Here is a 26,629-nt window from a genome sequence, read left to right as displayed (position 1 = left end):
GTGCAAGGGGCAGTCGTATTTGCCCCCGCCTGAACCGGCTTAGCCGAAAGCGCCCAGAATCAGCTGAAGGCCGCCCCGGATACCCAGATCGACCAAAGCAAAAAACACAGCTGTCAGCGCCGCCATGATGAAGACCATGACCGTGGTCAACAGCACTTCGCGCCGGGTCGGCCAGACAACCTTGGAAACTTCGGCACGGACTTGCTGAATGAACTGGATCGGGTTGGTGGTGGCCATTTGGCGTGTTCTCTCTGCTTGCGGATGGGCCGGACATAGCCGGGCATTGCGGCAATTTCAAGGGCGCTTGGATGAACTCAGCGCTTATCGGGCGATTGGTCAGGGTTTGGGTTTGTCGTCCCACTCGTCATTCAGGATGCGGCGCGCGTCGCCATCGGGGTCTTCGTACTGATTGGAACGAACGGTATAGATAAAGGCGACCAGACCAACGCCCCCCAGAAACAGGGAAATCGGGATCAGATAGGCAAGCACTTCCATCAGGGTTACCTCAGCCGCAATGCGTTCAGCGATACGGTAATCGACGAGGTCGACATCGCCAAGGCCGCGATCAGCGGTGTCGCCAGTCCGATCACGGCCAGCGGAACGGCAATCACGTTGTAAACGGTTGCGATCTGGAAGTTCTCGCGGATGCGACGGGTGGCCTTGATGGCCGTATCGCAGGCATCCGCAATGGGCAGAAGGTCATTGCCCAGAAGCACGATGTCCGAGGCAACCCGCGCCGCATCCAGCGCCGAGGCCGGAGAGATCGACACATGTGCCGCCGCCAAAGCAGCCGTATCGTTCAGGCCGTCCCCCACCATCAGAACTTTGCGGCCCTGGTCCCTGAGGTCCTGAATGCGCTGTGCCTTGTCCTGCGGCAAAGCCTCGGCGACCCAATCCGTTATTCCCAGCTTCTCGGCCAATGCGCGCACGGCACCTTTCGAATCCCCTGAGATCAACAGCACATGCTTGCCCGACGCGCGCAACGCTTCCACCGCCTCGTCCGCGCCCGGGCGCAACGCGTCCGAGAAGCGGAACGCCAAGGGCGCATCGTCGCCAATTGCAAGCCAGGCGGACGTTTCCGCGCCCTGCTGTGCGCCAACCCATGCGGCCCGGCCCAAACGAACGCGTTGACCGCGGTATTCTCCTTGGGTGCCGTATCCCGGCACTTCGGTTATGTCCCGGACGTTAGCCGGTTTGATCCCGGCCTGTCGCGCGGCCTTTGCCAATGACACGGACAAGGGATGCGCAGAGGCCTCGGCCAGGGCCAGAGCAACCTCGACCTGTGCGCGGGCGTGGTCGCCAAGATTGACCAGTTCCGGCGCCCCCGAGGTCAGTGTGCCCGTCTTGTCGAAAACCACGGTGTCGGTCTCGGACAACCGTTCGAGCGCGGTTGCGTGCTTGATCAGCATACCCTTGCGGAACAACCGGCCCGAGGCAGCGGTGGTCACTGCTGGAACAGCCAGACCCAAGGCGCAGGGACAGGTGATGATCAGAACCGCTGCGGCAATGTTCAGAGCGGTGCGCAAATCGCCCGAATAGATGTACCACCCCACAAAGCTGAGCGCCGAAAGGATGTGGACACCGGGCGCATAAAGCTTGGCGGCCTTGTCGGCCAGCGAGGTATAGCGGGACCGCCCCGATTCAGCGATGGCCACCAGATCCGCCATCCGGTGCAGCGACGTATCCTGACCCACTGCTGTGGCGCGCAGGGTCAGCGGTCCTGTCAGGTTGACCTCGCCCGCGCTGACCAACTGGCCGGCTTCGGCAAACACCGGCAGGGTTTCCCCCGTCAACAGCGAACGGTCCAGTTCGGACTGACCAGACACGATCTGACCGTCCACCGGCATTCGGCCACCGGGGCGCACAAGGATCAGATCACCGACCTTCAGATCGGCCACCGCAACTTCGGCCTCCACCCCGTCCACGATACGGATCGCGCGCGGCACTTCCAGAGCGGTGAGCTCTTCTGCGGCGGATCGGGCTGCGGCGCGGGTGCGGTAATCAAGATACCGGCCCGCCAGCAGGAAGAAAGTCAGGGTCAGCGCGGCATCGAAATAGGCGTGCTCTCCGCTCAGTGCGGTCTCCCACAGGGAGGTGACCAGCGCCAGCAGGATCGCCAGCGTGATCGGCACATCCATGTTCAGCCGCCGCACCCGCAGGGCGCTCCAGGCGTTGGCAAAGAACGGTTGCGCCGAGAAGGCAATGGCAGGCAGCGCGATTGCAGCGGAAATCCAGTGGAACATGTCGCGCGTCGCGTCTGTTGCACCGGACCAGACCGACACCGACAACAGCATCACGTTCATGGATGCGAACCCGGCGACGGCCAGTCGCATCAGCAGGTCACGCCCCGCCTTGTCCGCCTGTGTTGCCGACAAAGCGCCGGGGTCAAGCTCGTGCGCTTCGAAACCTGCCCGTTCAAGCACCGGGATCAGATCGGCCGCGCGGGTTTCCGGCGCGGCTTTGATCATCGCCCGTTTCAGAGTCAGGTTGACCCGCGCGTCTTCGACACCGGGATGGGCGTTCAGTTCACGTTCGACCGTCGCGATACAGGCCGAGCAGTGGATGCCCGGCAGCGACAAGGCAATCTGCACATCTTCCGGAATCGGGCGCGCGGGTTCTGCTGGTGCTGCCAGACACCCCGGACAGGCCGCCGTACCGGATGAAAGCTGCGCCGTCATCGGCTACCCTTTCACGTACAGCGGAACGCGCTGCGAAAACTCGGCGCCACTGCCATCACGCGCGACCAACCGGATATTCCAGTTGCCCTTGCCCAGCGTGGCAGGTGTGGCATAGGCCGCGCCGTCAAAGGTGAAATCCGGTGCAAAATCGTCCCGCACATGGGTTGCGCGGCCAACCACCGCCTGCAATTCGCTGACCTGAACCGGTGCACCGGTCGCGTCCGTAATATGCAGGATCAGAAGGCCACCTTTGGTTTCTGCCCGAACCGTCCAGCCCAATGCCTGCTGCTCTTTCAGGCGATCGTTGAACTCCTGGCTGGCAACGTAGGAATTCTTGACCTCCAGCCCGGGAAACGTCTTCACCGCATTATAAGCCAGCACAAGGTTCACCGCGATGATCACGCCAAAGGCACCGACAAACACCGCCAGAGCGTGCTTTCCGGTGAATTTACGTTCGGCCATGATCAGTTCCCCCGTCCGTTGAACGTGGTGTCTTTGTAAGCGCGTTCGCCGCTGCTGAGGTCTTCGACCCAGATCCGCACTGGTGTCGCTTCTGCTGCCGCCGGACCGCTGTCACGGGATGCCACGATGTATACACGGGTCAATTGTGCCGTATCCGCCGTGACATTCACAGTATCGATCTTGGTTCCCTCAATTTCCAGTCGCATCGACGGATCGCCCGCCAGAGACAATTTGAACAGGCGGTCCTCGCCATGCTTGTTGCGCAGTCTGACATCATAGGTGTTCCGAATGGTGCCGTCTGACAGGGTGACAAAGGTCGGGTTGCGCACGGGCGCTACGGTCAGATCGATGTCAGAGCGAATGAACAGGGCGAACAACAGCGCAAACCCCACCAGTGACCACAACGAGGTGTACAGGATCGTGCGGGGCCGGAAGATGTGTTTCCAGACATTCTTGGGCGGTTGGCCTGAGCGTTCACGTGGCTCGTCGCTGAGCGCCATATAGTCGATCAGCCCGCGCGGTTTGCCGATCTTGGCCATCATGTCATCACACGCGTCGATACACAGGGCACAGGTGATACATTCAAGCTGCTGACCATCCCGGATATCGATCCCAACAGGGCAGACATTCACGCAGGCCATGCAGTCGATGCAATCCCCCAACTCGGAATCGGCTGTTCGCTTGCCTTTGCCGCGCGGCTCGCCGCGCCATTCGCGGTATCCCACGACCAGCGTGTCTTCATCCATCATCGCGGCCTGAATGCGCGGCCAAGGACACGCGTAGATACAAATCTGTTCGCGGGCGAACCCGCCAAAAAAGAAGGTCGTGCCGGTCAGAACCAGCATCGTCGTGTAAGCGACGGGATGCGCGTTACCCGTCACAAGATCGCGGAGCAGCGTCGGCGCATCCGCAAAATAAAACACCCAGGCACCGCCGGTGGCCAGACCGATCAGGAACCAGGTTACCCATTTCGTCACCCGGAGCCGTGCCTTGCGGAAATCCAGCTTCTCCTGACGATGCAGGCGCAGACGGGCGTTCCTGTCACCTTCGATCCAGCGCTCGACCAGAATGAAAAGGTCAGTCCAGACCGTTTGCGGGCAGGCATACCCGCACCAGACCCGCCCCAGCGCAGAAGTAAACAGAAACAGACCCAGCCCCGCCATGATCAGCAGGCCCGCCACGAAATAGAACTCGTGCGGCCAGATTTCGATCCAGAAGAAATAGAAGCGCCGGTTTGCCAGATCCAGCAGCACGGCCTGATCCGGCAGGCTGGGGCCACGATCCCATCTGATCCAGGGCGTAACGTAGTAAATGCCCAGTGTCACGATGAGGATGATCCATTTCAGGTTTCGAAATGGCCCGGAAACGCGTCTCGGAAAGATCGGTTCTCGTGCGGCGTATAGGCTGGGGGTGGGGTTGGAATCGCTCACAGGCTGGCTCCGGTACTGGCTCTTCTGAGTGTGTGTTCTTCCAGATCACGTGCATAGCAACTTTGACATGGGTCAAAACGCGCATCGTACAGACACCTTTTATCACATTTCCCGAGCCTGACGCCTCAACCACGTCACAAATGTCCTGACTGCGGGTCTAAGTGCCGAATTTGGCGTCACAATATGGTAACCGCGCGTATCCGGCTCTGCATAAAGCTCGACAATACGACCGGCCTTAATGTCAGGCTCGACGAAATGTCGCACTGTGACAGTGACCCCCTGCCCGGCCCTCAGTCCGTCCAGTACCAGGTTTCCCGGCAACTCGGTGCGCCCGGCGCCGCGTTCGGGACCAGCACCGTGTTCGGCCAGCCAGGTCGTCGCCTCGGTGGTTCCGATTTCCTCAAGCCAGGGCAGCCGGGCCAGCTCGGTCGGAGTCCATGATGTCTTTTCCCCCAGCAGTTTCGGGGCGGCGACGATGACCACGGGCGACTGCAACAGCATTTCAGATTGCACACCGGTCCAACCGCCGGGGCCGTACCGAATGGCAATATCGATCCCACCCGGTCGCAGTTCGACAATTTCCGCGGTGGGATCAAGGATCAGGTTCACCTCGGGGTGGGTATCGCGAAAGGCCGGTAGGCGCGGCATCAGCCATGAGGCTGCAAAAGAGGATGTCAGCGACACGTGGACCGGGCGATCCTGACCAGACCGCGCCAAATCCCCCACTGCCGCCTCGATCGCGCCAAACCCCAGTTGCAGGGCTCGGGCCAGGTGTTCACCATCGGCGGTCAGGGTCAGGGCTTTGCCGGTTCGATCCAGCAAGGCAGCACCCAGATGTTTCTCAAGTACGCGCAACTGTTGGCTAATCGCCGCATGGCTTACGTTTAGCGCAGCCCCAGCTTCGACCACATTGCGCTTCTCAGAAAATGCCGCAAACGCCCTCAGCGCGGCCAACGGGGGAAGCGACAACCAATTCATATGTAACCCTGACTTACACCATGGAATGGTATTTGAGTCGCATTCAGCACCTCAAAGGTCAATCTTTATTGCAGAGATACCCATGCAGAGGAGACCAACCATGCTGACTGTTTTTGCCAGATCTTTCATGACCGCAACCCGGATCAATGCACCGCATATTCGCGATGCGCCAAAGCCGGGTCGCCACAAACGCCGTTGGCTGCCGGAAGGTCATTGGTGGATTAAAAACCCGCGCGAGGTGGATCCGAGCAACTTTTGACGCAGGGAACAGTAAACCTGAATCTGGACCACAGGTTTAAGTGGCCTTATTGTTGGAAAAAAGCACCGGCTGTTCAGGAAACGCGCGAACAGATGGAACAGCCGGTGCCCCAGCCTTCGGGCGGCGAACCGCCCGAAGGTGTTCTTTATATTTTACTGACCGCCGCCCAACTGGTGGACATAGGCAGATACGGCGCGAATCTGCGCCTCGGTCAGGCGGGTATCCCAGTTCGGCATGACGCCAAAGCGGCTGTAAGTTACGGTTTCCGTCAGCGTTTCTTCGCTGCCACCGTAAAGCCAGATCGCGTCAGTCAGGTTCGGCGCACCCTGGAAGATATCACCTGTGCCATCCTCGCCGTGGCAGGCCGCGCAGTTGTCTTCGAAGACAACTTTGCCTGCCTGCGCTGCCGCATCGTCGGTCTGGGCATTGCTCAGCGACATGACGTACTGGACCACCTGCGTGATTTCGTCGTGTTCGAGGATTTCGCCAAATGCCGGCATCTCGGAATAGCGCGCATCGTCGCTTTCTTCGTTCCGGACACCGTAGCTGACGGTGTAGACGATGTCGTCCAGCGTTCCGCCCCACAGCCAGGCATCATCCAGCAGGTTCGGGAAACCCGGCGCACCCTGCGCACCCGAACCATGGCATTGTGCGCACCAGGTCCGGAACACCGCACCGCCCGAGTTCACGGCATATTGCTGAAGCTCTGCATCCTTAGAGATGTCTTCCAGCGAAGTTTCCACCAGCTTGGCGTTCCAGGGCGCGTTTGCCTCTTCGAAGGCAACCATGTCCTGCTGTACGTTTTCACGGGTTGACCATCCCAGCACACCGGCTGTCGCGCCATGGACCAGGGGCCAGGCCGGAAACATGATCGTATAGATCACGCCCCAGAAGATGGTGGCGTAGAAGGTCCATAGCCACCAGCGCGGCATGGGGTTGTCGAATTCCTCGATTCCGTCCCAGCTGTGCCCGGTTGTATTAGGATCGCCCGGCTGTTTATCAGGTGTCTTGCTCATTGCCGCGCCTCCTTGGGTGTGGCGGGTTTGTCTTGGTGCCGGAAGGGGATGTTGGCGGTGTCCTTGTATTCCTTGCTGGCACCGGGGCGGAAAACCCAGATCACGATGCCAACGAAGAAGACAAACAACACAAGCAGCATCCAGCTATCCGCGAACTGTCGAAGAAGTGTGTATTCTTCCATCACACCCTCCTGTTAACGGCTTGCATCCGGGGTAAAGGTCGAGAAATCGACCAGCGTACCCAGCATTTGCAGATAGGCGATCAGCGCATCGGCTTCGGTCAGTTCAGGCTGACCATCGAAGTTGCGCACGTTAACCTTGTCACCGTACCGCTCGAGCAGACCGTCGTAGTCACTGTCAGGATCGGCCTGCGCGCTGAAATCGGCAACCGCGTTTTCCAGCATCTCGTCGGTATAGGGGGTGCCGACAACCGCATTGGTCGCCATGATGTCACCGATATACTTGCCGTCGATCTTGCGATGTTCGAGGAAGCCGTATTTCGGCATCACCGATTCAGGCACCACAGACTGCGGGTTGCGCAGGTGGTCCATCTGCCACTGATCCGAATAGCGGCCACCGACACGCGCCAGATCAGGCCCGGTACGCTTTGATCCCCACTGGAACGGGTGGTCATACATCGATTCAGCCGCCAGCGAGTAGTGGCCATAGCGCTCGACCTCGTCCCGCATCGGGCGGATCATCTGGCTGTGACAGACATAGCAGCCTTCGCGGATGTAGATCTCACGCCCTGCCATTTCGAGAGGGGTGTAAGGGCGCATGCCCTCCACCTTCTCGATGGTGTTCTCAAGATAGAACAGCGGGGTGATCTGCACCAGGCCACCGATGGTCACGACCAGAAAGCTGAAGATCAGCAGGAGGGTCGCGTTGGTCTCGAGGATCTTATGTTTGTCGAGAATTGCCATTGCTCCGGCCCTCCCTCTATTCAGCCGGGACCGCGACGGTCAGGCTGGCCTCTTTGGCCGGCGCTTTCCGCACAGTCATCCACAGGTTGTAGCACATGATCACGGCGCCAGCGACGAACATCACGCCACCCAGAGCACGCACCACATACATCGGGAACTTGGCGGCCACGGTGTCAGCGAACGAGTTCACCAGGAAGCCGTTTGCATCCACTTCACGCCACATCAGGCCTTCCATGATACCGGTGACCCACATCGACGCGGCATAAAGCACGATGCCGATCGTGGCGAGCCAGAAGTGCCAGCTGACCATTTGCAGCGAGTACAGACGCTCGCGCTTCCACAGGACAGGCACCAGGAAGTACAGCGCACCAAAAGTGATCATGCCGTTCCAGCCCAGCGCGCCCGAATGCACGTGACCAATGGTCCAGTCGGTGTAGTGGCTGAGGCTGTTCACAGCACGGATCGACATCATCGGACCTTCAAAGGTGGACATGCCGTAGAAGCCGACCGAGATGACCATCATGCGGATGATCGGATCGGTGCGCAGCTTGTCCCAGGCCCCCGACAGGGTCATCAGACCGTTGATCATACCACCCCAGGACGGCATCCACAGGATCACCGAGAACACCATGCCCAGCGTCGACGCCCAGTCAGGCAGCGCGGTATAGTGCAGGTGGTGTGGACCGGCCCAGATATACAGGAAGATCAGCGCCCAGAAGTGGATGATCGACAGCTTGTAGGAAAACACCGGACGTTCGGCCTGTTTCGGGATGAAATAGTACATCATGCCCAGGAAACCCGCGGTCAGGAAGAAGCCCACAGCGTTGTGGCCATACCACCACTGGATCATGGCATCCTGCACACCCGACCAGACGATGACCGATTTCGAACCCCAGATGCTGACCGGGATGGTCATGTTGTTGACCAGATGCAGCATGGCGACGGTGACGATAAAGGCCAGATAGAACCAGTTGGCCACATAGATGTGGGGTTCTTTCCGCTTGATGATCGTACCCAGGTAGACAGCCAGATAGGCGACCCAGACAATGGTCAGCCACAGATCGACATACCATTCAGGTTCGGCATATTCCTTGGACTGCGTTCCGCCCAGCACATAGCCGGTTGCGGCCAGCACGATGAACAGCTGATAGCCCCAGAACACGAACCACGCGAGGTTTCCGCCCCAAAGCCGCGCCGCGCTGGTACGCTGAACCACGTAGAACGAGGTTGCGATCAATGCGTTACCGCCAAAGGCAAAAATGACTGCCGAGGTGTGCAACGGACGCAAACGACCAAAGTTCAGATAACCCTGCGCCCATTCGAAGTTCAGTACCGGAAACGCCAGCTGAAACGCGATAAAGGTCCCGGCGAGGAACCCGATCACGCCCCAGAAGGCAGTTGCGATCACGCCATAGCGGATCACGCCATCCATGTATTCGCCCGAGCGGTCGATCTGATTACCTGGCTCGTCAGTGTTTCGAAGCGTCCAGATGAACAGGCCACCGGCGATGAGCATCACCAGCAGCGCATGTACCTGATACGCCAAATCGCGTGCATAATTGGTTCCGATCGCTGCAAACAGCGCGATCAGACCAAGCACGATCAGCTTGATGTAATTCGACATATTGCGTCCCTTTGCCATGCTCCGCGCGTTTTTGATTCTTGTGACGCGCGAAACCCATTTGACTGGCTGCCGTTCTGAAGCACGGCCACCTTCATTGCTTTGATCTGTATCAAGACAGCCCAGCGTTTTCTATGACACGCATGGTAGTAGAAAAGGGCTAACAGGTCACATGAGACCAATTGCCCGAAACATGAGGTCAAAATGGCGTATAAATCTCTTCTCACAGTCATGACCGAAACGCAGACTGCACAGGCTGCTTTGGCGCAGATTGTGGCCCTGGCCGAGTCTCAGGATGCCCATGCCGAAGTCCTGTGTCTGGGTGTCGATCGCAGTCAGACAGGTTATTATTATGCGGGTGCCAATGCGTTGATCGTTCAGGAAACGCTGAACCGGGCCAATGCCGAGGCACAGGATTTGCTGACCTTTGCCAATGATTATCTCGGCAAATCCGGCGTACGCTGGTCCGCCGAACACGGCGTTGCACAGATTGCTGATATCGGGCGCCACGTCGCGCACCGGGCCCGGTTTTCCGACCTTGTGATCCTGCCGCATCCGTATGGTGATGGTCGGGGGGCCGAGGCCGAACCCATTATCGAAGCGGCCATGTTCGAAGGACATTGCCCGGTTCTTGTAGTTCCCGACAGCGGCGCGCCATTGAAAGCGCCGGGCAACATCATGATCGCCTGGAACGAAAGCGTCGAGGCCATGTGCGCCATCCGGCGGGCCCTGCCCTTCCTCAAACAGGCCGAGATCGTCCGTATTGTGGTCATCGACCCGCCACAGCATGGGCCGGACCGGTCAGACCCGGGTGGGATGCTGTCCCAGATGCTGGCCCGTCATGGTGTCAAATGCGAGATCGACGTGCTCAGCAAGACCATGACCCGAGTCTCGGATATCCTTAATCGCCACGCGACGGATACCGAATCGGACATGATCGTGATGGGCGCTTATGGCCATTCCCGCTTTCGCGAAGCCATTCTGGGAGGGGCGACCCGGAACATGCTGGAACAATCCTCGGTTCCGGTGTTCCTGGCGCACTGACCCAATCAAGTTAAAAAGCCGCCTCGACAGGCGGCTTTTTTCACCCCCGGCGGATGAGGCCGATCAGGAACAACAGGATCACGGCCCCAATTGTCGCGAAAAGGATCGACGACAGCAGGCCCCCTCCAACGGAAAAACCAAGCGCCGGAAAGATCATGCCTGACAGGAACGCACCTACGATGCCGACGATGATGTTGCCGATCAGGCCGAACCCACGGCCTTCCATGATCTTTCCCGAAAGCCATCCGGCGATTGCGCCAATGAACAGCATTGCCAACAGACTGCTGAACCCCATGCCACACTCCTATGTTAGTACGTGCACCGACCGGATAGTCGCGGTAAGCGAATTCTGCCGAACGAAAGACTGGTCAGACCAGAAACCCGCCATCGGAATCGTCGCCTGCTTCTTCCATGAGCCGCCCAAGATCGGGGATGGTCACGTGACGTTTGCCTTCCAGTAAGATCAAACCGTCCTTTTTCAGAGCTGAAATCTGGCGGCTGACCGTCTCAAGCGTAAGTCCCAGATAATCCGCCATGGCTTCTCGGGTCAGGGGCAGATCGAACACGATCGGTCCCGACAGGCCCTTTTGACCAATCGACGCATCCCGCCGGGCAATGATCGAAATCAGGCTGGCAATCTTTTCGCGCGCTGTCTTGCGACCCAGAACCAGCATCCATTCGCGGGCGGCGTCAAGCTCGTCCAATGTCATCTGCAGCAGGCGATGCGCGATGTGAGGCGTTTCGTCCATCAGCTCTTCGAATGGTTTCTTGCGGAAACAGCACATCACGACATCCGTTGTCGCCTGCACATCGTAAGGCGCAACGTCGCGCCCCGGGCGACCGACGAAATCGCTGGGCAGAAGCAGACCGACCATCTGGGTGCGCCCGTCTTCCATGGTTTGCGTCAGCGATGCGATTCCCGATACGACCGAGCCGACGAAGTTCATCTGGTCGCCCGACCAGATGATGGTCTGACCCGCTTCGAAACTGCGGTAATATTTAATGCCGTCAAGCGCTTCCAGCTCGTCCGCGTCACAGCGGGCGCAGACCGCGCGATGTCGTATCGGGCAGTCTTCGCAATTTGAGTGATCGAACTGTGCTTTTATTGTCATCTGCGTTTCCACTTGATCTCCGTCAAAGCACCTAAGTCGCCTGCCCCCTAAGGGTATCGTCATGATAGTGAAACCACAATTGGCAAAGCTTGGACTTTTTGACGCGAAAGTACCGCGTTACACAAGCTATCCCACAGCGCCCCATTTCAACAATGACGTGGGGGCGGACATGTTTGGCGACTGGATTTCGGGAATCAAACCCGGCAGCGCCATATCCCTTTATATCCACGTCCCGTTCTGCCGCAGGCTGTGCTGGTTTTGCGCCTGCAGAACGCAAGGCACACAAACCGACAATCCGGTGATTGCCTATGTGGATGTTCTGAAAGCCGAGCTGGACCTGCTGGCGGCGCGCCTGCCCGCGGGTGTGGTGCTGTCGCGCCTGCACTGGGGCGGCGGTACGCCGACGTTGCTGAACGCCCAGCTGATGCGCGATCTGGCACAGCACATTCTGGGGATCGTCCCCATGGGGCCGGATGCCGAATTCTCGATTGAAGTCGATCCGAACGAGATTGACGAGGCGCGTCTGGATGCGCTGGCAGAGGCGGGCATGAACCGCGCCTCGATCGGGGTGCAGGATTTCGACGATGAAATCCAGAAAACCATTGGCCGCATTCAAAGCTACGATACCACGCGCGATGCAATCGACATGATCCGCGCACGTGGCATTGCCAGCCTGAATGCGGACATCCTTTACGGGCTGCCACACCAGACAAAGGCCCGGATGACGGAAAGCGTGCAGAAGCTTCTGTCGCTCAGCCCGGACCGCGTGGCGCTTTATGGGTATGCCCATGTGCCGTGGATGGCCAAACGGCAGCAGCTGATCCCGTCGGACGCACTGCCAACGCCCGAACAACGGCTGGAACTGTTCGACACCGCCCGCCGCCTGTTCCTGTGGGACAACTACGCCGAGATCGGCATCGACCATTTTGCCACGCAGGATGACGGGCTGACCCATGCCCTGCGCGCGGGTCGTCTGAAGCGGAACTTCCAGGGTTATACCGACGACCTGGCCGATGTTCTGATCGGTGTCGGGGCCAGCTCGATCTCGCGCTTTCCACAAGGCTATGCGCAGAATGCCCCGGCTACGTCTGCTCATACCAAGGCCATTCGCAACGGGCAGTTTTCGACATCCCGCGGGCACCTGTTCAAAGGTCAGGATATTCTGCGCGCCCGTCTGATCGAAGCGCTGATGTGCGATTTCCGGATCGATTCGGCTGAAATCCTGCGCGATCACGATATCTCGGTCGCAGCGCTGAACGACATGTATCGCGCTGCCAACGCCTCATTCGACGGGCTGCTGCAAATCAGCGACGAGGGGCTGTTTATCCCCCCCGAGGCGCGCGCGCTGACCCGGATGGTTGCCCGCAGCTTTGACGCATACGACCTCAGCAAAGCCGGGCACAGCTCGGCGATCTGACCTCTCTTTTTGCGGGCAACATTCAGCCCGGAAAGCACAAAACACATCGGGGGCTTGACGCACGCCTGCGGTTTTTCCCACACTCAAGCTGTGGGGTGATGTTTCGCCCTGCGGCCTGAGGCGGGCAAATTACAGACAGTCCTAGCTGACGCGACTGCGTCGGATGGCCCTTTTCGTGCAGCCATTCTGCAACCTGAAAGAGGGACAACACTCATGCGCGTATTCACCGTCCTCGGGCCCAGCCAGTCGGGCAAATCTACCCTGGTCGAGGCCATCAGCCGCCTCGACGGGCGCCCGACCACATTCGATGTTTCCGGAACCGTGCACTTGCACGGTTTTTCTTACCTGGACGAGCCCTGGTGCGCGATCGACGTGGATGGGGGTGGCGATTCCCTCGCTTATGTCGGCCCTGCCATGGCAATCTCGGATGCTGCCGTTATCGTGGTACCACCCGATCCAAATGCCGCCGTGCTGTGTGCGCCCTATCTTCGGCTGGTGGAAGAGGCGGGCATTCCCTGTTTTCTTTTCATCAACCGCATGGATAACCCCAATGGCCGCATCCGCGACATCATCGCGGCGCTGCAAACCTATTGCACGCACCACATCGCCCTGCGTCAGGTTCCGATCCGCGAGGGCGACACGATCATCGGCGCGGTCGATCTGATCTCGGAACGGGCGTGGAAGTATCAGGAGGGCCAGCCGTCGGCCCTGATTGAGCTGCCCAAATCTGTCGAGGATCGCGAGCAGGAAGCCCGGACCGAGTTGCTTGAGACGCTTTCCGATTTCGATGATCACCTGCTGGAACAGTTGATCGAAGACAAACAGCCCCCAAGCGATGAGGTTTATGAGCTGGCCGCGCAAGTTCTACAGAATCATCAGTTGATCCCCGCTTGTCTGGGCGCCGCAAGCCACGGCAACGGGCTGACGCGCCTGATGAAAGCGCTGCGTCATGAGGCCCCCGAGTTTGATATCGCCGCCGGACGGGACGAGGCCGCCGAAAGCGCCCGTGCCATCGCGGGCTTTGCGGATGTCAAAAAGCATATCGGAAAGATCATCGTTCTGCGCGGCCTTGGGGACGGGGTAAAAGCGCATGAGGCGTTGGGCGGTGAAACGGTCGGCAACCTGACAACTCTGGACGCCAAGACCCAGATCGCTACGCTGGAGGCCGGGCAGATCGGACTGGCAGTCAAATCCGATCACCTCAACCCCGGATACATTTATGACAGTTCTTCTGCGACGGAACTGCCGGAATGGGCGTCTTCTCATCCGGTTGCGCATCGTCAGGTCGTCTCGCCCGCGCATGAGCGGGACGATGTGCGCCTGTCAAACGCCCTGAGCCGTCTGGCCGAAATCGATCCGGGCCTGCACCTGCAACAGGATGAGATGAGCGGTCATTCGATTCTGGGCTCGCAGGGTCCGCAGCACATGCGCCGCGTGACCGCCAAACTGGCCGAGGATTTCGGGATCGAGATCGAGGCGGAACAGGTGGAAACCGCCTATCGTGAAACCATCCGCGCAACGGTTGAGCATCGCCATCGCCATCGCAAACAGTCCGGCGGTGCGGGGCAATTTGCAGATGTGGTGATTTCGGTCGCGCCTTTGCCGCGCGGATCGGGGTTCCAGTTCGATGAAGTGGTCAAGGGCGGTGCCGTTCCCAAGAACTACATCCCGTCGGTGGAACACGGGGCCAAGGACGCATTGGAACAAGGCCCCGAGGGCTTTCCCGTGGTTGATGTCAAAGTGACCCTGAGCGATGGCAAACACCACAATGTGGACAGTTCGGATTATGCCTTCCGGACCGCAGGCAAGAACGCCGTGCGCGAGGCATTGCCGCAAGCCAAACCTGTGGTCCTGCAACCGATCCTGAGCGCCGAGATACACTTACCCTCGGCCTTTGTGGGCGATCTCGTACCAACGATCAGCACCCTTCAGGGGCAGGTTCTGGGATTTGAGGGCAACCCGAATGCGACGGGCTGGGAGATATTCAACGCCCAGTTGCCCGCCGTTGCCGAGGACGAACTGCACCGCACCCTTGCCAGTGCCACGCGCGGGACCGGGTGGGTCAAGCTGAGCTTTGATCACTACGAGGAACTGCGCGGGCCTGTGCCCCAGTCATCTGCACGGGAAAAAGCCAGCGCCTGACGCGCGACACCGGGCGGGCTGTTCTCAGCCCGCCGCTGCGATCAATTCGCGGGTATAGTCGGTCTGGGCATTTTCGAACAAATCCTCGGCCGCGCCCATTTCGACCACATCGCCGTTGCGCATGACGACCACGTTGTGCGACATGGCCCGGACCACTTTCAGGTCATGGCTGATGAACAGATAGGCCAGCCCGTATTTCTGTTGCAGATTGCGCAGCAGATCGACGATCTGAACCTGAACGGTCATATCCAGCGCGCTGGTCGGCTCGTCCAAGACCAGCAGTTTGGGCCGCAGAACCATCGCGCGGGCAATGGCGATGCGCTGACGCTGACCGCCGGAAAACTCGTGCGGGTATCGATCCATCGTCGCCGGATCAAGCCCCACTTCGGTCATCACCTCGGCCACAAGTTCACGCGGTGCGCGGTCCGGGTCGACGTTGTGAATGGCCAGACCTTCTGCAATGATCTGCTGGCAGGTCATTCGTGGGCTGAGGCTGCCAAACGGGTCCTGAAACACAATCTGCATGTCCTTGCGCAACCGCCGCAGTTCCCGCGTGGACCATTTGCGCACGTCCTGATCGCGAAAGGTGATGCCACCCTCGGACGCGATCAGCCGCATCATGGCCAGTGCCAGTGTGGTCTTGCCCGACCCGCTTTCACCAACAATCCCCAACGTCTCACCCGCGCGCACACTGAGGGTCGCGTCGTTCACTGCTTTCACATATCCAACCGTACGCTTCAGAAACCCGCGCTGGATCGGGAACCAGACCTTAAGGTGGTCGGTGCGTGCGACCTCTTCCGCATCTGTGGCAACGGGTTCAGGCTGACCCGACGGTTCTGCCGCCAGTAGTTTGCGGGTATAGGGGTGCTGCGGGTTTTCGAATATCTCGGCCGTCACGCCGGTCTCGACAATCTCGCCGTCTTTCATCACACAGACCCGGTCGGCGATGCGGCGCACGATGCCCAGATCATGAGTGATAAACAGCATCCCCATGTTTTCCGATTTCTGCAATTCAGCCAGCAGCTCGAGGATCTGCGCCTGAATGGTCACATCCAGTGCCGTTGTCGGCTCATCCGCGATCAGGATGTCCGGTTTGTTGGCAAGGGCCATGGCGATCATCACCCGCTGCCGCTGACCGCCTGACAACTGATGCGGATAGCTGTCCAGCCGGTCTTGAGGATCGCGGATACCGACCTTGGTCAGCAATTCGACAATCCTGTCCCGTGCCACATCGCCAGCCACACCCTGATGCAGGGCCAGCGATTCAGCCATCTGTTTCTGGATCGTGTGCAAAGGGTTCAGCGACGTCATCGGCTCTTGAAAGATAAAGCTGATGTCGTTGCCCCGCACATCCATCAGACGCTGTTCCGAGGCGCCAATCATCTCTTGCCCGTCATAGGTGACCGAGCCTTCGACCAAGGCGCTGTCGCCCAGCAGGGAAACGGTCGATAACGCCGTCACGGATTTTCCTGATCCGGATTCACCCACCAGCGCGACGGTTTCACCGCGGTCCACGGTGAAGGACACGCCTTTGACCGCCGCGTTGATCTGCCCATCCTGACGGAACGAGACCTTGAGGTTTTTCACATCCAGCAAGCTCATGAGAAGGTCTTTCTGGGATCAAACGCATCGCGCACGCCTTCGAATATGAAGACCAGCAGCGACAGCATGATGGCAAAGGTGAAGAAGGCGGTGAAGGCCAGCCATGGGGCCTGCAGGTTCTGCTTGGCCTGCAAGGTCAGCTCTCCCAGCGAGGGGGCCGAGGATGGCAGGCCAAAGCCCAGATAATCCAGCGAAGCCAGCCCGCCGATGGTTCCGGTGACGATGAACGGCATGAAGGTCAGCGTGGCCACCATCGCATTGGGCAGCATATGGCGGAACATGATCGTCATGTTGCCCACGCCCAGCGCCCGCGCGGCGCGCACATATTCAAGGTTCCGCGCCCGCAAGAACTCGGCGCGCACCACGCCAACCAGCCCGGTCCAGCTGAACAGGATCATCAGCGCGACCAGCAACCAGAAACTTCGCCCCAGCACCGCAAACATGATGATGATGACATAAAGCGACGGGGTTGCGGACCAGATCTCGATGATCCGCTGAAAGATCAGGTCCAGCCACCCACCAAAGAACCCTTGTATGGCGCCCGCGAAAATCCCGATAAGGCTTGCCGCGCCCGTCACAAGCAGCGTGAACAGGATCGAAAGGCGAAAGCCGTAAATCACGCGGGCCAGCACGTCGCGCTTGGTATCATCGGTACCCAGCAGGTTCTGGCCGTTGGGCGGCAGGGGCGCCGCGCCGGGCCGATCCACCGAGGTATTGAAGGAATAGGGGATCAACGGCCAGAGCGACCAGCCGCGTTCAAAACCCTCGGCCTGGAATGTACCGGCGTCGATCTGTTCGATGATGCCTTCGGGATCGTCGAAACAGTCTTCCAATCCACCGCTGTCGATAAGGCACTGAACCTCGGGGTCGCGATAGATCGCTTCGGTCTGGAAATCACCGCCAAATTCGGTTTCGGCATAGAAGTTGAAAACCGGCGTAAAGTACTCTCCCCGATACTTTACAAGGATGGGTTTGTCGTTGGCGATGAACTCGGCAAACAACGACAGGCCGAACAATACCGCGAAGATGATCAGCGACCAGAAGGCCCGTCTGTTGCGGCGGAAATTGCTCCAGCGGCGCTGGTTTAGCGGGGAAAAAGCCATTTACCCCTCCCGCTTTTCAAAATCGATGCGCGGGTCGACCAGCACATACATCAGGTCGCTGATGATGCCAACGACCAGCCCCATCAGACCGAAGATGAACAGCGTGCCGAAGATCACCGGGTAATCGCGGGCCACGGCGGCCTCGAACCCCAATCGGCCCAAACCATCCAGCGAGAAGATCGTCTCGATGATGATCGACCCGCCAAAAAACACTCCGATGAACACGGCCGGGAACCCTGCAATCACGATCAGCATCGCGTTGCGGAAGACATGACCATAGAGAACCTTGCGCTCGCTCAGCCCTTTGGCACGGGCGGTCATGACATACTGTTTCTTGATCTCATCCAGAAACGAGTTCTTGGTCAGCAGGGTCAGCGTCGCAAAGGCAGATATCGTCAGCGCAATCGTCGGCAGTGCTATGTGCCAGAAATAATCCGTGATCTTGCCAAAGAAACTCAGGCTATCCCAATTGTCCGACGTCAGGCCGCGCAGCGGGAAGATTTGCCAGTATGACCCGCCAGCAAAAAGCACCAGCAGCAGGATCGCAAACAGAAAGCCCGGAATAGCATAGGCCACAATAATCGCCCCGCTTGTCCAGGTATCGAATTGCGATCCATCCTTGACCGCCTTTCGAATACCCAGCGGGATCGAGACCAGATAGGCAATCAGGGTCGACCACAGCCCCAGCGAGATCGAGACCGGCATCTTTTCTAGCACCAGGTCGATCACACTGATCGAGCGGAAATAACTCTCGCCGAAATCAAACGTCAGATAGTTGCCCATCATGATCAGGAACCGTTCAAGCGGGGGCTTGTCGAAGCCGAATTCTTTTTCCAGCTCAGCAATAAACTCGGGCGGAAGGCCGCGTGCGCCGACATATTTGTCGTCGAAGACACCGCCCGCCGGTTCGGAACCCGCTCCGGCGTCGCCCCCACCGGCGAACCCGGCGAACACGTCACCCTGACCTTCGATTTGCGCGATGATCTGTTCGACCGGCCCGCCAGGTACGAACTGGACCAGCGTGAAGTTGACGATCATGATACCCAGAAGGGTCGGAATGATCAGCAATAAGCGTCTTAGTATATAGGCGCCCATGTTATCGCAGCGCGCCTTTCGCTTTCAACGCAGCCTGTTTTTCCGGATTGATCCACCACAGATCAAGATAACCCAGCGAATAGGGCGGCAGGTTTTCCGGGTATTCGTACATATCGTAATATGCTGTCCAGTATTCTGCGATGTATCCCACGGGGATTACGAAAAACTCGTACCGCAAGGCGCGATCCAAAGCCATCAACGCCGTGTCCTGATCGGCCTGATTGTCAGTCTCAAAGGACGCTTCGATGATTGCGTCGACCAAGGGACTGGCCAGACCTGCCGGATTGAACAGGCTAAAGGCCGCTTCTTCCGATCCGTACATCTGGCTCAGACCGCCCCCGGTAGACAAGAACGATCCGTAGCGCGTGGAATAGACCATGTCATAATCCCGCTCGCGGCTGCGCAACGTGTATTGCGCCGGATCCACTTTCTCGGTCGAGGCATCCACCCCGATGGATTGCAGGTTCTGGACATAGGTTTCGATCATCGTTGCAGTCGAGGTCGGCAGGTTTGAAGGATATGGAATATTCACCTTCAAAGTCTGCCCTTCGGCATTGCGACGAATATTGCCTTCACCGACGGACCAGCCTGCCTCGTCCAGCATGTTGGCGGCTTTGCGCAGGTTTTTTCGGTCATTCAGGCGTGCAGGGTTTGATTCGTGCGCCACAACAGCGGGTTCCGTCAGGACATCTTCGGGAACGACGTCGCCAAGCGCCTGCAGGAACGCCAGCTCCGCCCCTTCGGGCAGGCCTTGCGCCTCGATCGGGGTTCCTTGCGTGAAAGAATCCCGCGGCGTGTTCAGGCCGAACAACAATGACTCGTTCGTCCATTCGAAATTGAAGGCCAGGGCCAGGGCCTTGCGAACATTCTTGTCGGCAAATTGCGGCTTTCCAAGGTTGAAGACAAAGCCCGAAGGTGTCGGCGGGCTGCCATCCGCGATCTCATCCCGAATAACTGTGCCTTCATCCAGCTTTGGGAAATCATACCCGGTCGCCCAAAGCTTGGGATCACTTTCGATCCGGAATGTGTATTCACCCGCCTTGAAACCCTCGAAAGCCGCCGTTTGATCGGCGAAATACTCAACCCGGATTGTATCAAAGTTGTTGCGCCCGACATTGAAAGGCAGGTCCTTGCCCCAATAATCGTCCCGGCGTTTGTAAACGATGCGGCGATTGATGTCGTAGCTGTCGAGCTTGTAGGGGCCAGAGCCCACCGCCACTTCCAGCCGCGGTTCATCCAATCGCCGTGTCTCATCCGCCTCGAACCATGCTTTTGAGAAAACAGGAGTTGAGCCGACGGTTTCGATCAGGCTGCGGCGCGTGACTTCGGGATTGAAGGTAAATTTTACGGTATGGTCATCCAACGCCTCGGCTCCTGTCACCATACGGCCAACGGCCTGCGCATAAGACGGCAGGCCCTGTTCGATGAACAAACGGTGGCTGTAGACAACATCTTCCGCCGTGACCGGCGTGCCATCCCAAAAAGTTGCTTCGGGGCGCAAATGGAAAATGACGTAATTGCGCCCTTCGTCATATTCCAGACTTTCCGCAACTACACCGTAATACTGCCCGACACTGTCTTCGGCACTTTCAAACAGGCGATCATATTGCAATGTGGTCAGCGCACCGGCGCGCCCCTTTCGCGAATAGGGGTTGAGGGAATCGAACGTTCCAGAGGCTGCCAGCGAAAGCTCGCCACCCTTGGGGGCGTCGGGATTCACATAATTCAGATGCGAATAATCCGCCGGGTAATCCAGATTTCCGAAATACGAATACCCGTGACTGCGGGTGACGCCTTCATCCAGCGCCTGTGCTGCATGCGGAGCAATCAGAGCGGCGCAGAGCCCCAAAATGCCAACCCATGGCCTTACCTCAAGATCACGTGCAGCAGGCATCAGGGATATCATATTGCTCATCCTCTCGGTCATTGTCACCGTCAATGTCGTAACCGCTAGCTAAAGTGCCAGCACGTGCAGATTCAAGTTTAGAATGCGTGAGCACTTTGTGAAGGTTTCTTCAGACAAAAAAGCCGCTGCGTTGCGGCAGCGGCTTTGAATGGTTCTGATCGGTCAGGCAATCAGTTGCCGATTGTCTGCAGATAGGCAATCACGTCGGCGCGATCCTGCGGCTTTTTCAGGCCGGCAAAGCTCATCGATGTGCCCGAGATATAGCTGCCGGGCTTGGTCAGGAAGGCATCCAGCGCTTCGGGTGTCCAGTTGCCGCCATGCGCCTGCATACCGGCCGAGTAACCGGTGAAGCCGTTGGCCGAGGCGACGGGGCGATTAACCACACCGTACAGGTAAGGGCCGGTGCCGTTTGCGCCGTCTTCCAGCTTGTGGCACGCGGTGCATTTGCGGAACACTTTTGCGCCGCTCTCGACGTCTGCGGCGGCCAGCAGGTCCTCAAAGACCACTTCTTCACCGTCGGCGCTTTCGCCCGAGCTTTCGGTTTCGATAATGTAGGCGGCCTCAGCCGAGCCATGGCCACCGGAAGAATAGAGGACATCCGCCCCCCACTTGGCCAGAAGCAGCACCAGGAATGTGCCGAACAGGCCTGCGGCGGCCTTGGTTACTGTCATCGTGTCGAACATTGATCGCGAGTCCATTTCAGCTGTCTGGGCAGCTGTCTAAGGCTTCCCCTTGCGAGAGGCAAGGTATAGACACCGCGACGAAACGACCAAATCGCGAACTTGTTGCATGGAATCGACCAAATGACCAATCGCATTGCTTTTCAGGGGGAACCCGGCGCCTACAGTCACGAGGCCTGCCGCAACGCTCGGCCAGATATGGAAGCCCTGCCCTGCCGCACCTTCGAGGATGTGATCGAATCGGTCCGCTCAGGCGATGCGGATCTGGCAATGCTTCCGGTCGAGAACACGACCTATGGGCGGGTGGCCGATATTCACCGGCTGTTACCCCATAGCGGGCTGCATATCATCGATGAGGCCTTTGTCCGGGTTCATATCAACCTTCTTGCCGTGCCGGGTGCAAAACTGGAAGACATAACCGAGGCGCATTCGCATCTGGTGCTGCTGCCGCAATGTGCGGGTTTCCTTAAGGAACACGGCATCCGCGGCCGCGTCAGCCCCGATAACGCCCGCGCCGCTCGCGAAGTGGCCGAGGAAGGCAATCCGCATTCAGCCGCGCTGGCCAGTGAGCTGGCCGGTGAGATCTATAACCTGAACGTTCTGGCCCGCCATATCGAGGATAATGACGACAATACGACCCGCTTTCTTGTCATGTCGCGCGAAACGGATTTGTCCCGCCGGGGCGATCATGGGATGATCACCAGCTTTGTGTTTCAGGTCCGCAACATCCCTGCTGCGCTTTACAAAGCGATGGGCGGGTTTGCCACCAATGGGATCAACATGACCAAGCTGGAAAGCTATATGGTCGACGGCTCCTTTACCGCGACGCAGTTTTACGCGGATATCGTCGGGCATCCCGAAGACCGCAACGTGCAGCTGGCCATGGACGAGCTTGAGCATTTCACGACCAATGTCGAGGTTCTGGGCGTCTATCCGGCAGCACATCCGCGCGGATAATCACGGTTCGCCATGGCATTCCTTTGGGCTTGTTTCGTTGTTGCCCGTTTTTTCGAAGCTGTTTGCAATGCCGGTGGCCCCCCATGTCTCGTGCCGCTGCGCCTGGAATCGTCGCTCTCTAGCGGTTAATCCGGTAGACCTTTGACACAGACCCATCTTGTGTGCGGTACGTCCGGAAACCCATGGCTTCGTAATAGGCCAGACCTTCAGTATTGCCTGCGCCAATTGTTGCATCGATAGCAGGGAGACCCTGCGCTAGGGCCGCGTCCAGAGTGTGCGCGAAAAGTGCGCGCCCGATCCCGAGCCGGGCGGCTGATGGTCGGATATGGGTTCCAATCACGCCCCACCCCACTGACACGCCGTAGGGGTTGTTTTCGACCGCATATTTCAGGGATTGGAACCCGAGCACGTGACCATTCGGGTCCGTTGCGATTGTACATCGTAATTGATCCGGGTGGCGAATATAGTGCCTTAGGGCAAAATCGACATCGTGGGCTTTGCGCCGCTTGCCAGCCAGGACCAGATCGTGAAGGACGCCAGCGACCCCTTCGGCATCGCTGGCGGATGCCGATTTGAAACTCAGGTGGTCCGATCCCTTCACACCTGCAGTGCGATCTTGTGTCTTACCCGCCATGCAGGTGCCTCTGCTCCAACTCGCGTGCGAATTCGCTGAGACGCACCTGAAACTGCTTGCGAAACCTCGACTGCCCCAGCTTCATGGATTGCAACAGCAACCGTGCCGGCAGGGACTTGGCGGCGAGTGACATTTCAACGCTCAGGCGCGTCCGGCGCGGGGACAGGGCCAGAAAATCCACGGTCGTGAACCCGGTGATACCCTTGCTGGCAGCGTCAAATCGCATTTGCGAAGGCCTGTCGAAATCTGTCATCACCACCGACATCTGACGCGGCTTTCCGCGCAGTTTGAACTCCGTATTCCACTCGGTTCCGGCCGTCACCGCCGCGCCACCGCCCAAACGGCGCACATCGATGCCACGGCGCATTGCCATACGCTCGAATCGTTCGAAATCCGACACCATGTCGAACACCGATTGGATGGGGGCCTCGATATCTTCGCGCGCTGAAAACTGCATAATGACCTTTGCTGTTTTATTGCTGAGCTAATGTTTCCTCAGTCCAGAGTATCTGCAAGCCAGTTCTGAAGCAGAAAATGAGCGATTGCCCCTTTGCGCGCTGGCAATAGCCTAGGATGATCACCGGCAAAGGCCTGCATCATTTCGGATTTGCTGACCCACATCGCCTCTTCTATCTCGACCGGGTCGATCACGATGTCGCGTGACAGCGCCTCACCCGCACATCCAAACATCAATGAGGCCGGGAACGGCCAGGGCTGGCTGGACAGGTACGAAACCGCACCTACCGGCACGCCCGCCTCTTCCATCACTTCGCGGCGCACTGCTGCCTCAAGTGTTTCGCCGGGCTCAACAAATCCCGCCAGCAAGGAGAACATCCCGTCAGGCCAGCCCGGAGACCGGCCCATCAGCACGCTGTCACCATGCGTGATCAACATGATCACAACCGGATCGGTGCGCGGAAAGTGTTGCCCGCCACAGGACAGGCAACTGCGCTGCCATCCCCCCTGCGACACCTCGCTGGCGGCACCACATCGGGCACAGTAGCGATGCGTTTCATGCCAGCCGATTATTGCCTTTGACGTTGCCGCCAGTTCCGCGTCGCGCGCCGACAGCCGTGTCATGATCCGGCGCAGTTCGGCAAACACGTGGCCTTGCGGTAAATCCGGGTGTTGTTGTTCGGACTTGTCCACGAAGGCGCCCAGACTGGTCAGATCCAGCCCCTCGGCTGTCCATGCGGAAAAATCAACGGCAAACACGGGGGCGCTGTCAGCGCTCAGACCCAAAAACACCGGGGATTCAATGACGCCACCGGGACCATTGCTGATCAGCGAGTGCGTCATCGGGATCATGGCAAGCTGGTCCAGCCCCTCACCCTGTACCAGCAGTTTTCCACGCCACAGCAAGACACAGCGGGCGGCCGGGTTGTGCATCGCCTCGGCCAGCTTGTCCGCATCTCCGCGATACTGCGCCGCCCGATCAAGGCCCGAACCCCCGAAGGTTACCTGCTCTGCGTTTTTCATTGGATTTCCTTTTGGTCTTGCGCACAGGGCTGCCACGTCTCAGCCCGTGTTGCAATGGCTATTCAGGGATAGAAAATCCACCACCCTGCCGCTGAAAAGCCGCATGGTGGCCTCGGAAAAATCATCTAGAGTGAATTTTGATGGATTTAATCAATACACACATTCAATAGCAGAATACTCAAAGTGAAGATCCCCTCCTCGACGCAGGTACAGCCCATTGGTGACATTGGGAAAATTCGCATTCTGGCCACAACCGACCTGCATATGAACCTCACCGGTTTTGACTATTACACTGACACGCCAGACCAGACGGTTGGATTAACGCGCACTGCCAGCCTGATCCGCGCTGCCCGACAAGAGGCCGAACGCGCGCTGGTGCTGATGTTTGACAACGGGGATTCGTTGCAGGGAACCCCAATGGGCGATTGGGCGGCAAAGAGTGGCACTGCCCATCCGATGATGAAGGCGTTCGAAGCCCTGGATTATGACGCGATCGGGCTGGGCAACCATGATTTCGGGTTCGGGCTGGTGTCATTGGGCAACATCCTGACGCAAGCCCCCTGTCCGGTCGTTTGCAGCAACCTGTATCGCACGCGCGGCCCACAGCTCTGGCAGCGATACACCGTTCTGGACCGCACTGTATCTTTGAACGGTGAAGACATTCCCGTTCGCATCGGCGCCTTCTCGGTTCTTCCGCCGCAAACGGCTTGTTGGGAGGCGCATAATCTGGATGACGATATCGTCGTCGAGGATATCCTGGTTGCGGCAAAGTCCCTGACGCAGACATTGCGCGACGAGGGGTGTGATATCATCGTCGCGCTTGCTCATTCCGGCCTTGGGGGCAGCGAGCCGATAGCGGGGATGGAAAACGCCGTGATACCCTTGGCCGCGATCAAAGGCATCGATGCCATTGTGGCCGGGCACACTCACCTGACACTTCCAGGAGAGGGCCATGCCAATACCCCGATGGTCGATCACCTGACGGGGCTGGTACATGGAACGCCCGTTGTCATGCCGGGATCAGCGGGCTCTTACCTGGGGGTTATCGATTTGGCCGTGACCGCCGGGCCGGACGGCAAAGTGCAAATCCGGGATTGCTGCGTCGAACTGCGCCCGGTTATCAGCAACGGCACAGCCGTCGGGGAAGACAGTGAAATTGCGGGCTTGTGTGAGGTGGCACATCGTATGACCCGTCAATCCGTTGCCGCACCGGTGGCACATATCCCGGATACATTGCACAGCTATTTCAGTTGCTGTGCGCCGGATCGCGGGCTGACCCTTGTAGCTGCGGCGCAAGCCGCCGCACTGCGCCCGTTTTTGCAGGGAACAGACCTGGCGGATCTGCCGATTTTGTCGGTTGTTTCGCCAGCCAAATCCGGCGGACGCTCAGGCCCGCGCCATTATACCGAGGTACCCGCCGGAGAAATATGTTTGCGCCATGTCGCGGATCTGCATGTGTTTCCCAACGAGTTGCGTGCAATCCGGATCAGCGGCGCGCATTTGCTGGACTGGTTGGAGATGTCGGCCAGCGTATTCAACCAGTTAAAGCCCGGTTCCGAACCCGAGCTGATCAACCCTGAACGGGCCGGGTACAATTTCGACATCGTGTTTGGACTGTCTTATCAGATCGATCCCACGCGGCCGCCTCGATACGATGCGCAGGGGAAAATGATCCGCCCCGACCAAAAGCGGATCAGCGATCTGACATATGCAGGCCGTCCCGTACGACCGGAGCAGATGTTCGTTATGGCGCTGAACAATTACCGCGCCAGCGGAGGCGGGCATTTTCCGCATGCGACAACGTCTGAGCTGATCAGCCTGCCACCGCTGAGCATCAAGGACCTTGTGCAGGATTACCTGGCGCAGCACCTTCCGCCCGATCCGATCGCCACGCAGCCCTACCCGTTCTCGTTGATGCCGCAACGGGGCGTGACAACAATTCTTCGCACAGGTCCAGGCGCCCTGAAATATCTGGATGAGTTGCACAGGTTCGATCCCGTGTCGCTGGGCTCGGATGGCTTGGGATTTGAACGCATTCGCCTGACGCTCTGATGGGTTGTCTTTTCCCAATGCCTTCCCTATATCCGGACT

At 58.8% G+C, this 26,629-nt stretch carries 26 protein-coding genes; 6 read left to right on the top strand and 20 right to left on the bottom strand.

Features of this window, described 5'->3' with window-relative positions; genetic code table 11:
- Positions 1-39: 39 nt before the first annotated feature.
- The 6 genes from secE to ACR0M9_RS18595 form a co-directional block, all read right to left on the bottom strand.
- A complete protein-coding gene (gene secE, locus ACR0M9_RS18620; protein WP_170427365.1) occupies positions 40-237 on the bottom strand; it encodes a preprotein translocase subunit SecE in 198 nt (65 codons plus the stop codon).
- A 99-nt stretch (positions 238-336) separates the two neighbouring features.
- Complete coding sequence (gene ccoS, locus ACR0M9_RS18615; RefSeq protein ID WP_480547333.1) at positions 337-495, bottom strand: cbb3-type cytochrome oxidase assembly protein CcoS; 159 nt, start codon at positions 493-495, stop codon at positions 337-339.
- 5 nt (positions 496-500) lie between these two features.
- Positions 501-2,678, bottom strand: coding sequence for a heavy metal translocating P-type ATPase (locus tag ACR0M9_RS18610; RefSeq protein WP_480774318.1), 2,178 nt, complete (start codon positions 2,676-2,678; stop codon positions 501-503).
- A gap of 3 nt (positions 2,679-2,681) precedes the next feature.
- Positions 2,682-3,140, bottom strand: a complete 459-nt coding sequence (locus tag ACR0M9_RS18605) for a FixH family protein (protein ID WP_209507766.1) — start codon at positions 3,138-3,140, stop codon at positions 2,682-2,684.
- Positions 3,141-3,142: 2 nt separating this feature from the next.
- Positions 3,143-4,570, bottom strand: a complete 1,428-nt coding sequence (ccoG, locus tag ACR0M9_RS18600; RefSeq protein ID WP_480484692.1) for a cytochrome c oxidase accessory protein CcoG — start codon at positions 4,568-4,570, stop codon at positions 3,143-3,145.
- Positions 4,571-4,672: 102 nt separating this feature from the next.
- A complete protein-coding gene (locus ACR0M9_RS18595) occupies positions 4,673-5,548 on the bottom strand; it encodes a LysR family transcriptional regulator (RefSeq protein ID WP_480488892.1) in 876 nt (291 codons plus the stop codon).
- A gap of 100 nt (positions 5,549-5,648) precedes the next feature.
- On the opposite strand from ACR0M9_RS18595, the gene ACR0M9_RS18590 reads away from it, so the two are divergent.
- Positions 5,649-5,807 (top strand): hypothetical protein, encoded by a 159-nt coding sequence (locus ACR0M9_RS18590; protein WP_480488890.1) that lies wholly within the window; start codon positions 5,649-5,651, stop codon positions 5,805-5,807.
- A gap of 152 nt (positions 5,808-5,959) precedes the next feature.
- Here the strand turns inward: ACR0M9_RS18590 and ccoP are convergent, their stop codons facing one another.
- Genes ccoP through ccoN form a run of 4 tightly spaced genes read right to left on the bottom strand, consistent with a single transcriptional unit; the run spans position 5,960 to position 9,370 of the window.
- A complete protein-coding gene (gene ccoP / locus ACR0M9_RS18585) occupies positions 5,960-6,823 on the bottom strand; it encodes a cytochrome-c oxidase, cbb3-type subunit III (RefSeq protein WP_480484689.1) in 864 nt (287 codons plus the stop codon).
- Positions 6,820-7,005: a cbb3-type cytochrome c oxidase subunit 3 gene (locus ACR0M9_RS18580; protein ID WP_267363526.1), complete on the bottom strand. Its 186-nt coding sequence runs from the start codon at positions 7,003-7,005 to the stop codon at positions 6,820-6,822. Before ACR0M9_RS18580 ends, ccoP begins: the two co-directional genes overlap by 4 nt.
- Positions 7,006-7,017: 12 nt before the next feature.
- A complete protein-coding gene (ccoO, locus tag ACR0M9_RS18575; protein WP_480484688.1) occupies positions 7,018-7,746 on the bottom strand; it encodes a cytochrome-c oxidase, cbb3-type subunit II in 729 nt (242 codons plus the stop codon).
- 16 nt (positions 7,747-7,762) lie between these two features.
- Entirely contained in the window at positions 7,763-9,370 is a 1,608-nt protein-coding gene (ccoN, locus tag ACR0M9_RS18570) for a cytochrome-c oxidase, cbb3-type subunit I (protein ID WP_480484687.1), read from the bottom strand.
- Positions 9,371-9,571: 201 nt separating this feature from the next.
- Between ccoN and ACR0M9_RS18565 the strand changes: the two genes are divergently transcribed.
- Positions 9,572-10,411, top strand: coding sequence for a universal stress protein (locus ACR0M9_RS18565; RefSeq protein WP_480488885.1), 840 nt, complete (start codon positions 9,572-9,574; stop codon positions 10,409-10,411).
- 40 nt (positions 10,412-10,451) lie between these two features.
- Here ACR0M9_RS18565 and ACR0M9_RS18560 read toward each other — a convergent pair whose 3' ends face one another.
- Both ACR0M9_RS18560 and fnrL read right to left on the bottom strand, forming a co-directional pair.
- Entirely contained in the window at positions 10,452-10,706 is a 255-nt protein-coding gene (locus tag ACR0M9_RS18560; RefSeq protein ID WP_209507747.1) for a GlsB/YeaQ/YmgE family stress response membrane protein, read from the bottom strand.
- 73 nt (positions 10,707-10,779) lie between these two features.
- Entirely contained in the window at positions 10,780-11,523 is a 744-nt protein-coding gene (gene fnrL / locus ACR0M9_RS18555) for a transcriptional regulator FnrL (RefSeq protein ID WP_267363531.1), read from the bottom strand.
- Positions 11,524-11,584: 61 nt separating this feature from the next.
- On the opposite strand from fnrL, the gene hemN reads away from it, so the two are divergent.
- Together hemN and ACR0M9_RS18545 are read left to right on the top strand one after the other, a co-directional pair.
- Positions 11,585-12,940 carry an oxygen-independent coproporphyrinogen III oxidase gene (hemN, locus tag ACR0M9_RS18550; RefSeq protein WP_480774317.1) on the top strand — a complete coding sequence of 452 codons (1,356 nt, stop codon included), beginning with the start codon at positions 11,585-11,587 and terminating at the stop codon, positions 12,938-12,940.
- A gap of 213 nt (positions 12,941-13,153) precedes the next feature.
- Positions 13,154-15,082 (top strand): elongation factor G, encoded by a 1,929-nt coding sequence (locus tag ACR0M9_RS18545; protein WP_480774316.1) that lies wholly within the window; start codon positions 13,154-13,156, stop codon positions 15,080-15,082.
- Positions 15,083-15,106: 24 nt separating this feature from the next.
- Here the strand turns inward: ACR0M9_RS18545 and ACR0M9_RS18540 are convergent, their stop codons facing one another.
- The 5 genes from ACR0M9_RS18540 to ACR0M9_RS18520 all read right to left on the bottom strand — a co-directional run bounded on the left by ACR0M9_RS18540 (position 15,107) and on the right by ACR0M9_RS18520 (position 21,471).
- On the bottom strand, positions 15,107-16,684 hold the full coding sequence (locus ACR0M9_RS18540; protein ID WP_480774315.1) for an ABC transporter ATP-binding protein: 1,578 nt from the start codon (positions 16,682-16,684) through the stop codon (positions 15,107-15,109).
- Entirely contained in the window at positions 16,681-17,787 is a 1,107-nt protein-coding gene (locus tag ACR0M9_RS18535) for an ABC transporter permease (protein WP_480488877.1), read from the bottom strand. The genes ACR0M9_RS18540 and ACR0M9_RS18535 overlap by 4 nt, the downstream gene beginning before the upstream one ends.
- On the bottom strand, positions 17,788-18,882 hold the full coding sequence (locus ACR0M9_RS18530; protein ID WP_209507735.1) for a microcin C ABC transporter permease YejB: 1,095 nt from the start codon (positions 18,880-18,882) through the stop codon (positions 17,788-17,790).
- A 1-nt stretch (position 18,883) separates the two neighbouring features.
- Complete coding sequence (locus ACR0M9_RS18525) at positions 18,884-20,788, bottom strand: extracellular solute-binding protein (RefSeq protein ID WP_480774314.1); 1,905 nt, start codon at positions 20,786-20,788, stop codon at positions 18,884-18,886.
- A 170-nt stretch (positions 20,789-20,958) separates the two neighbouring features.
- Complete coding sequence (locus ACR0M9_RS18520; RefSeq protein ID WP_209507801.1) at positions 20,959-21,471, bottom strand: c-type cytochrome; 513 nt, start codon at positions 21,469-21,471, stop codon at positions 20,959-20,961.
- A 120-nt stretch (positions 21,472-21,591) separates the two neighbouring features.
- Here ACR0M9_RS18520 and ACR0M9_RS18515 point away from each other — a divergent pair, with 120 nt between their 5' ends.
- The gene (locus ACR0M9_RS18515; protein ID WP_209507731.1) at positions 21,592-22,425 is read left to right on the top strand and encodes a prephenate dehydratase; all 834 of its coding nucleotides are present in this window, start codon (positions 21,592-21,594) and stop codon (positions 22,423-22,425) included.
- A 118-nt stretch (positions 22,426-22,543) separates the two neighbouring features.
- Here ACR0M9_RS18515 and ACR0M9_RS18510 read toward each other — a convergent pair whose 3' ends face one another.
- From ACR0M9_RS18510 to nudC, 3 genes are read right to left on the bottom strand one after another with little or no spacing between them, the layout of a single operon-like run.
- The gene (locus tag ACR0M9_RS18510; protein ID WP_480488873.1) at positions 22,544-23,059 is read right to left on the bottom strand and encodes an N-acetyltransferase family protein; all 516 of its coding nucleotides are present in this window, start codon (positions 23,057-23,059) and stop codon (positions 22,544-22,546) included.
- Positions 23,049-23,516, bottom strand: coding sequence for an SRPBCC family protein (locus ACR0M9_RS18505; protein WP_267363541.1), 468 nt, complete (start codon positions 23,514-23,516; stop codon positions 23,049-23,051). The genes ACR0M9_RS18510 and ACR0M9_RS18505 overlap by 11 nt, the downstream gene beginning before the upstream one ends.
- Positions 23,517-23,554: 38 nt before the next feature.
- Positions 23,555-24,538, bottom strand: a complete 984-nt coding sequence (gene nudC, locus ACR0M9_RS18500) for an NAD(+) diphosphatase (protein WP_480488871.1) — start codon at positions 24,536-24,538, stop codon at positions 23,555-23,557.
- A gap of 183 nt (positions 24,539-24,721) precedes the next feature.
- On the opposite strand from nudC, the gene ACR0M9_RS18495 reads away from it, so the two are divergent.
- Positions 24,722-26,590: a bifunctional 2',3'-cyclic-nucleotide 2'-phosphodiesterase/3'-nucleotidase gene (locus tag ACR0M9_RS18495; protein ID WP_480774313.1), complete on the top strand. Its 1,869-nt coding sequence runs from the start codon at positions 24,722-24,724 to the stop codon at positions 26,588-26,590.
- Positions 26,591-26,629: the final 39 nt, after the last annotated feature.

The sequence above is a fragment of the Ruegeria sp. CH2 genome, from assembly GCF_056537065.1.
Note: the sequence above shows the minus strand (reverse complement) of the source record. Positions and strands in the feature narration are given on the sequence as shown.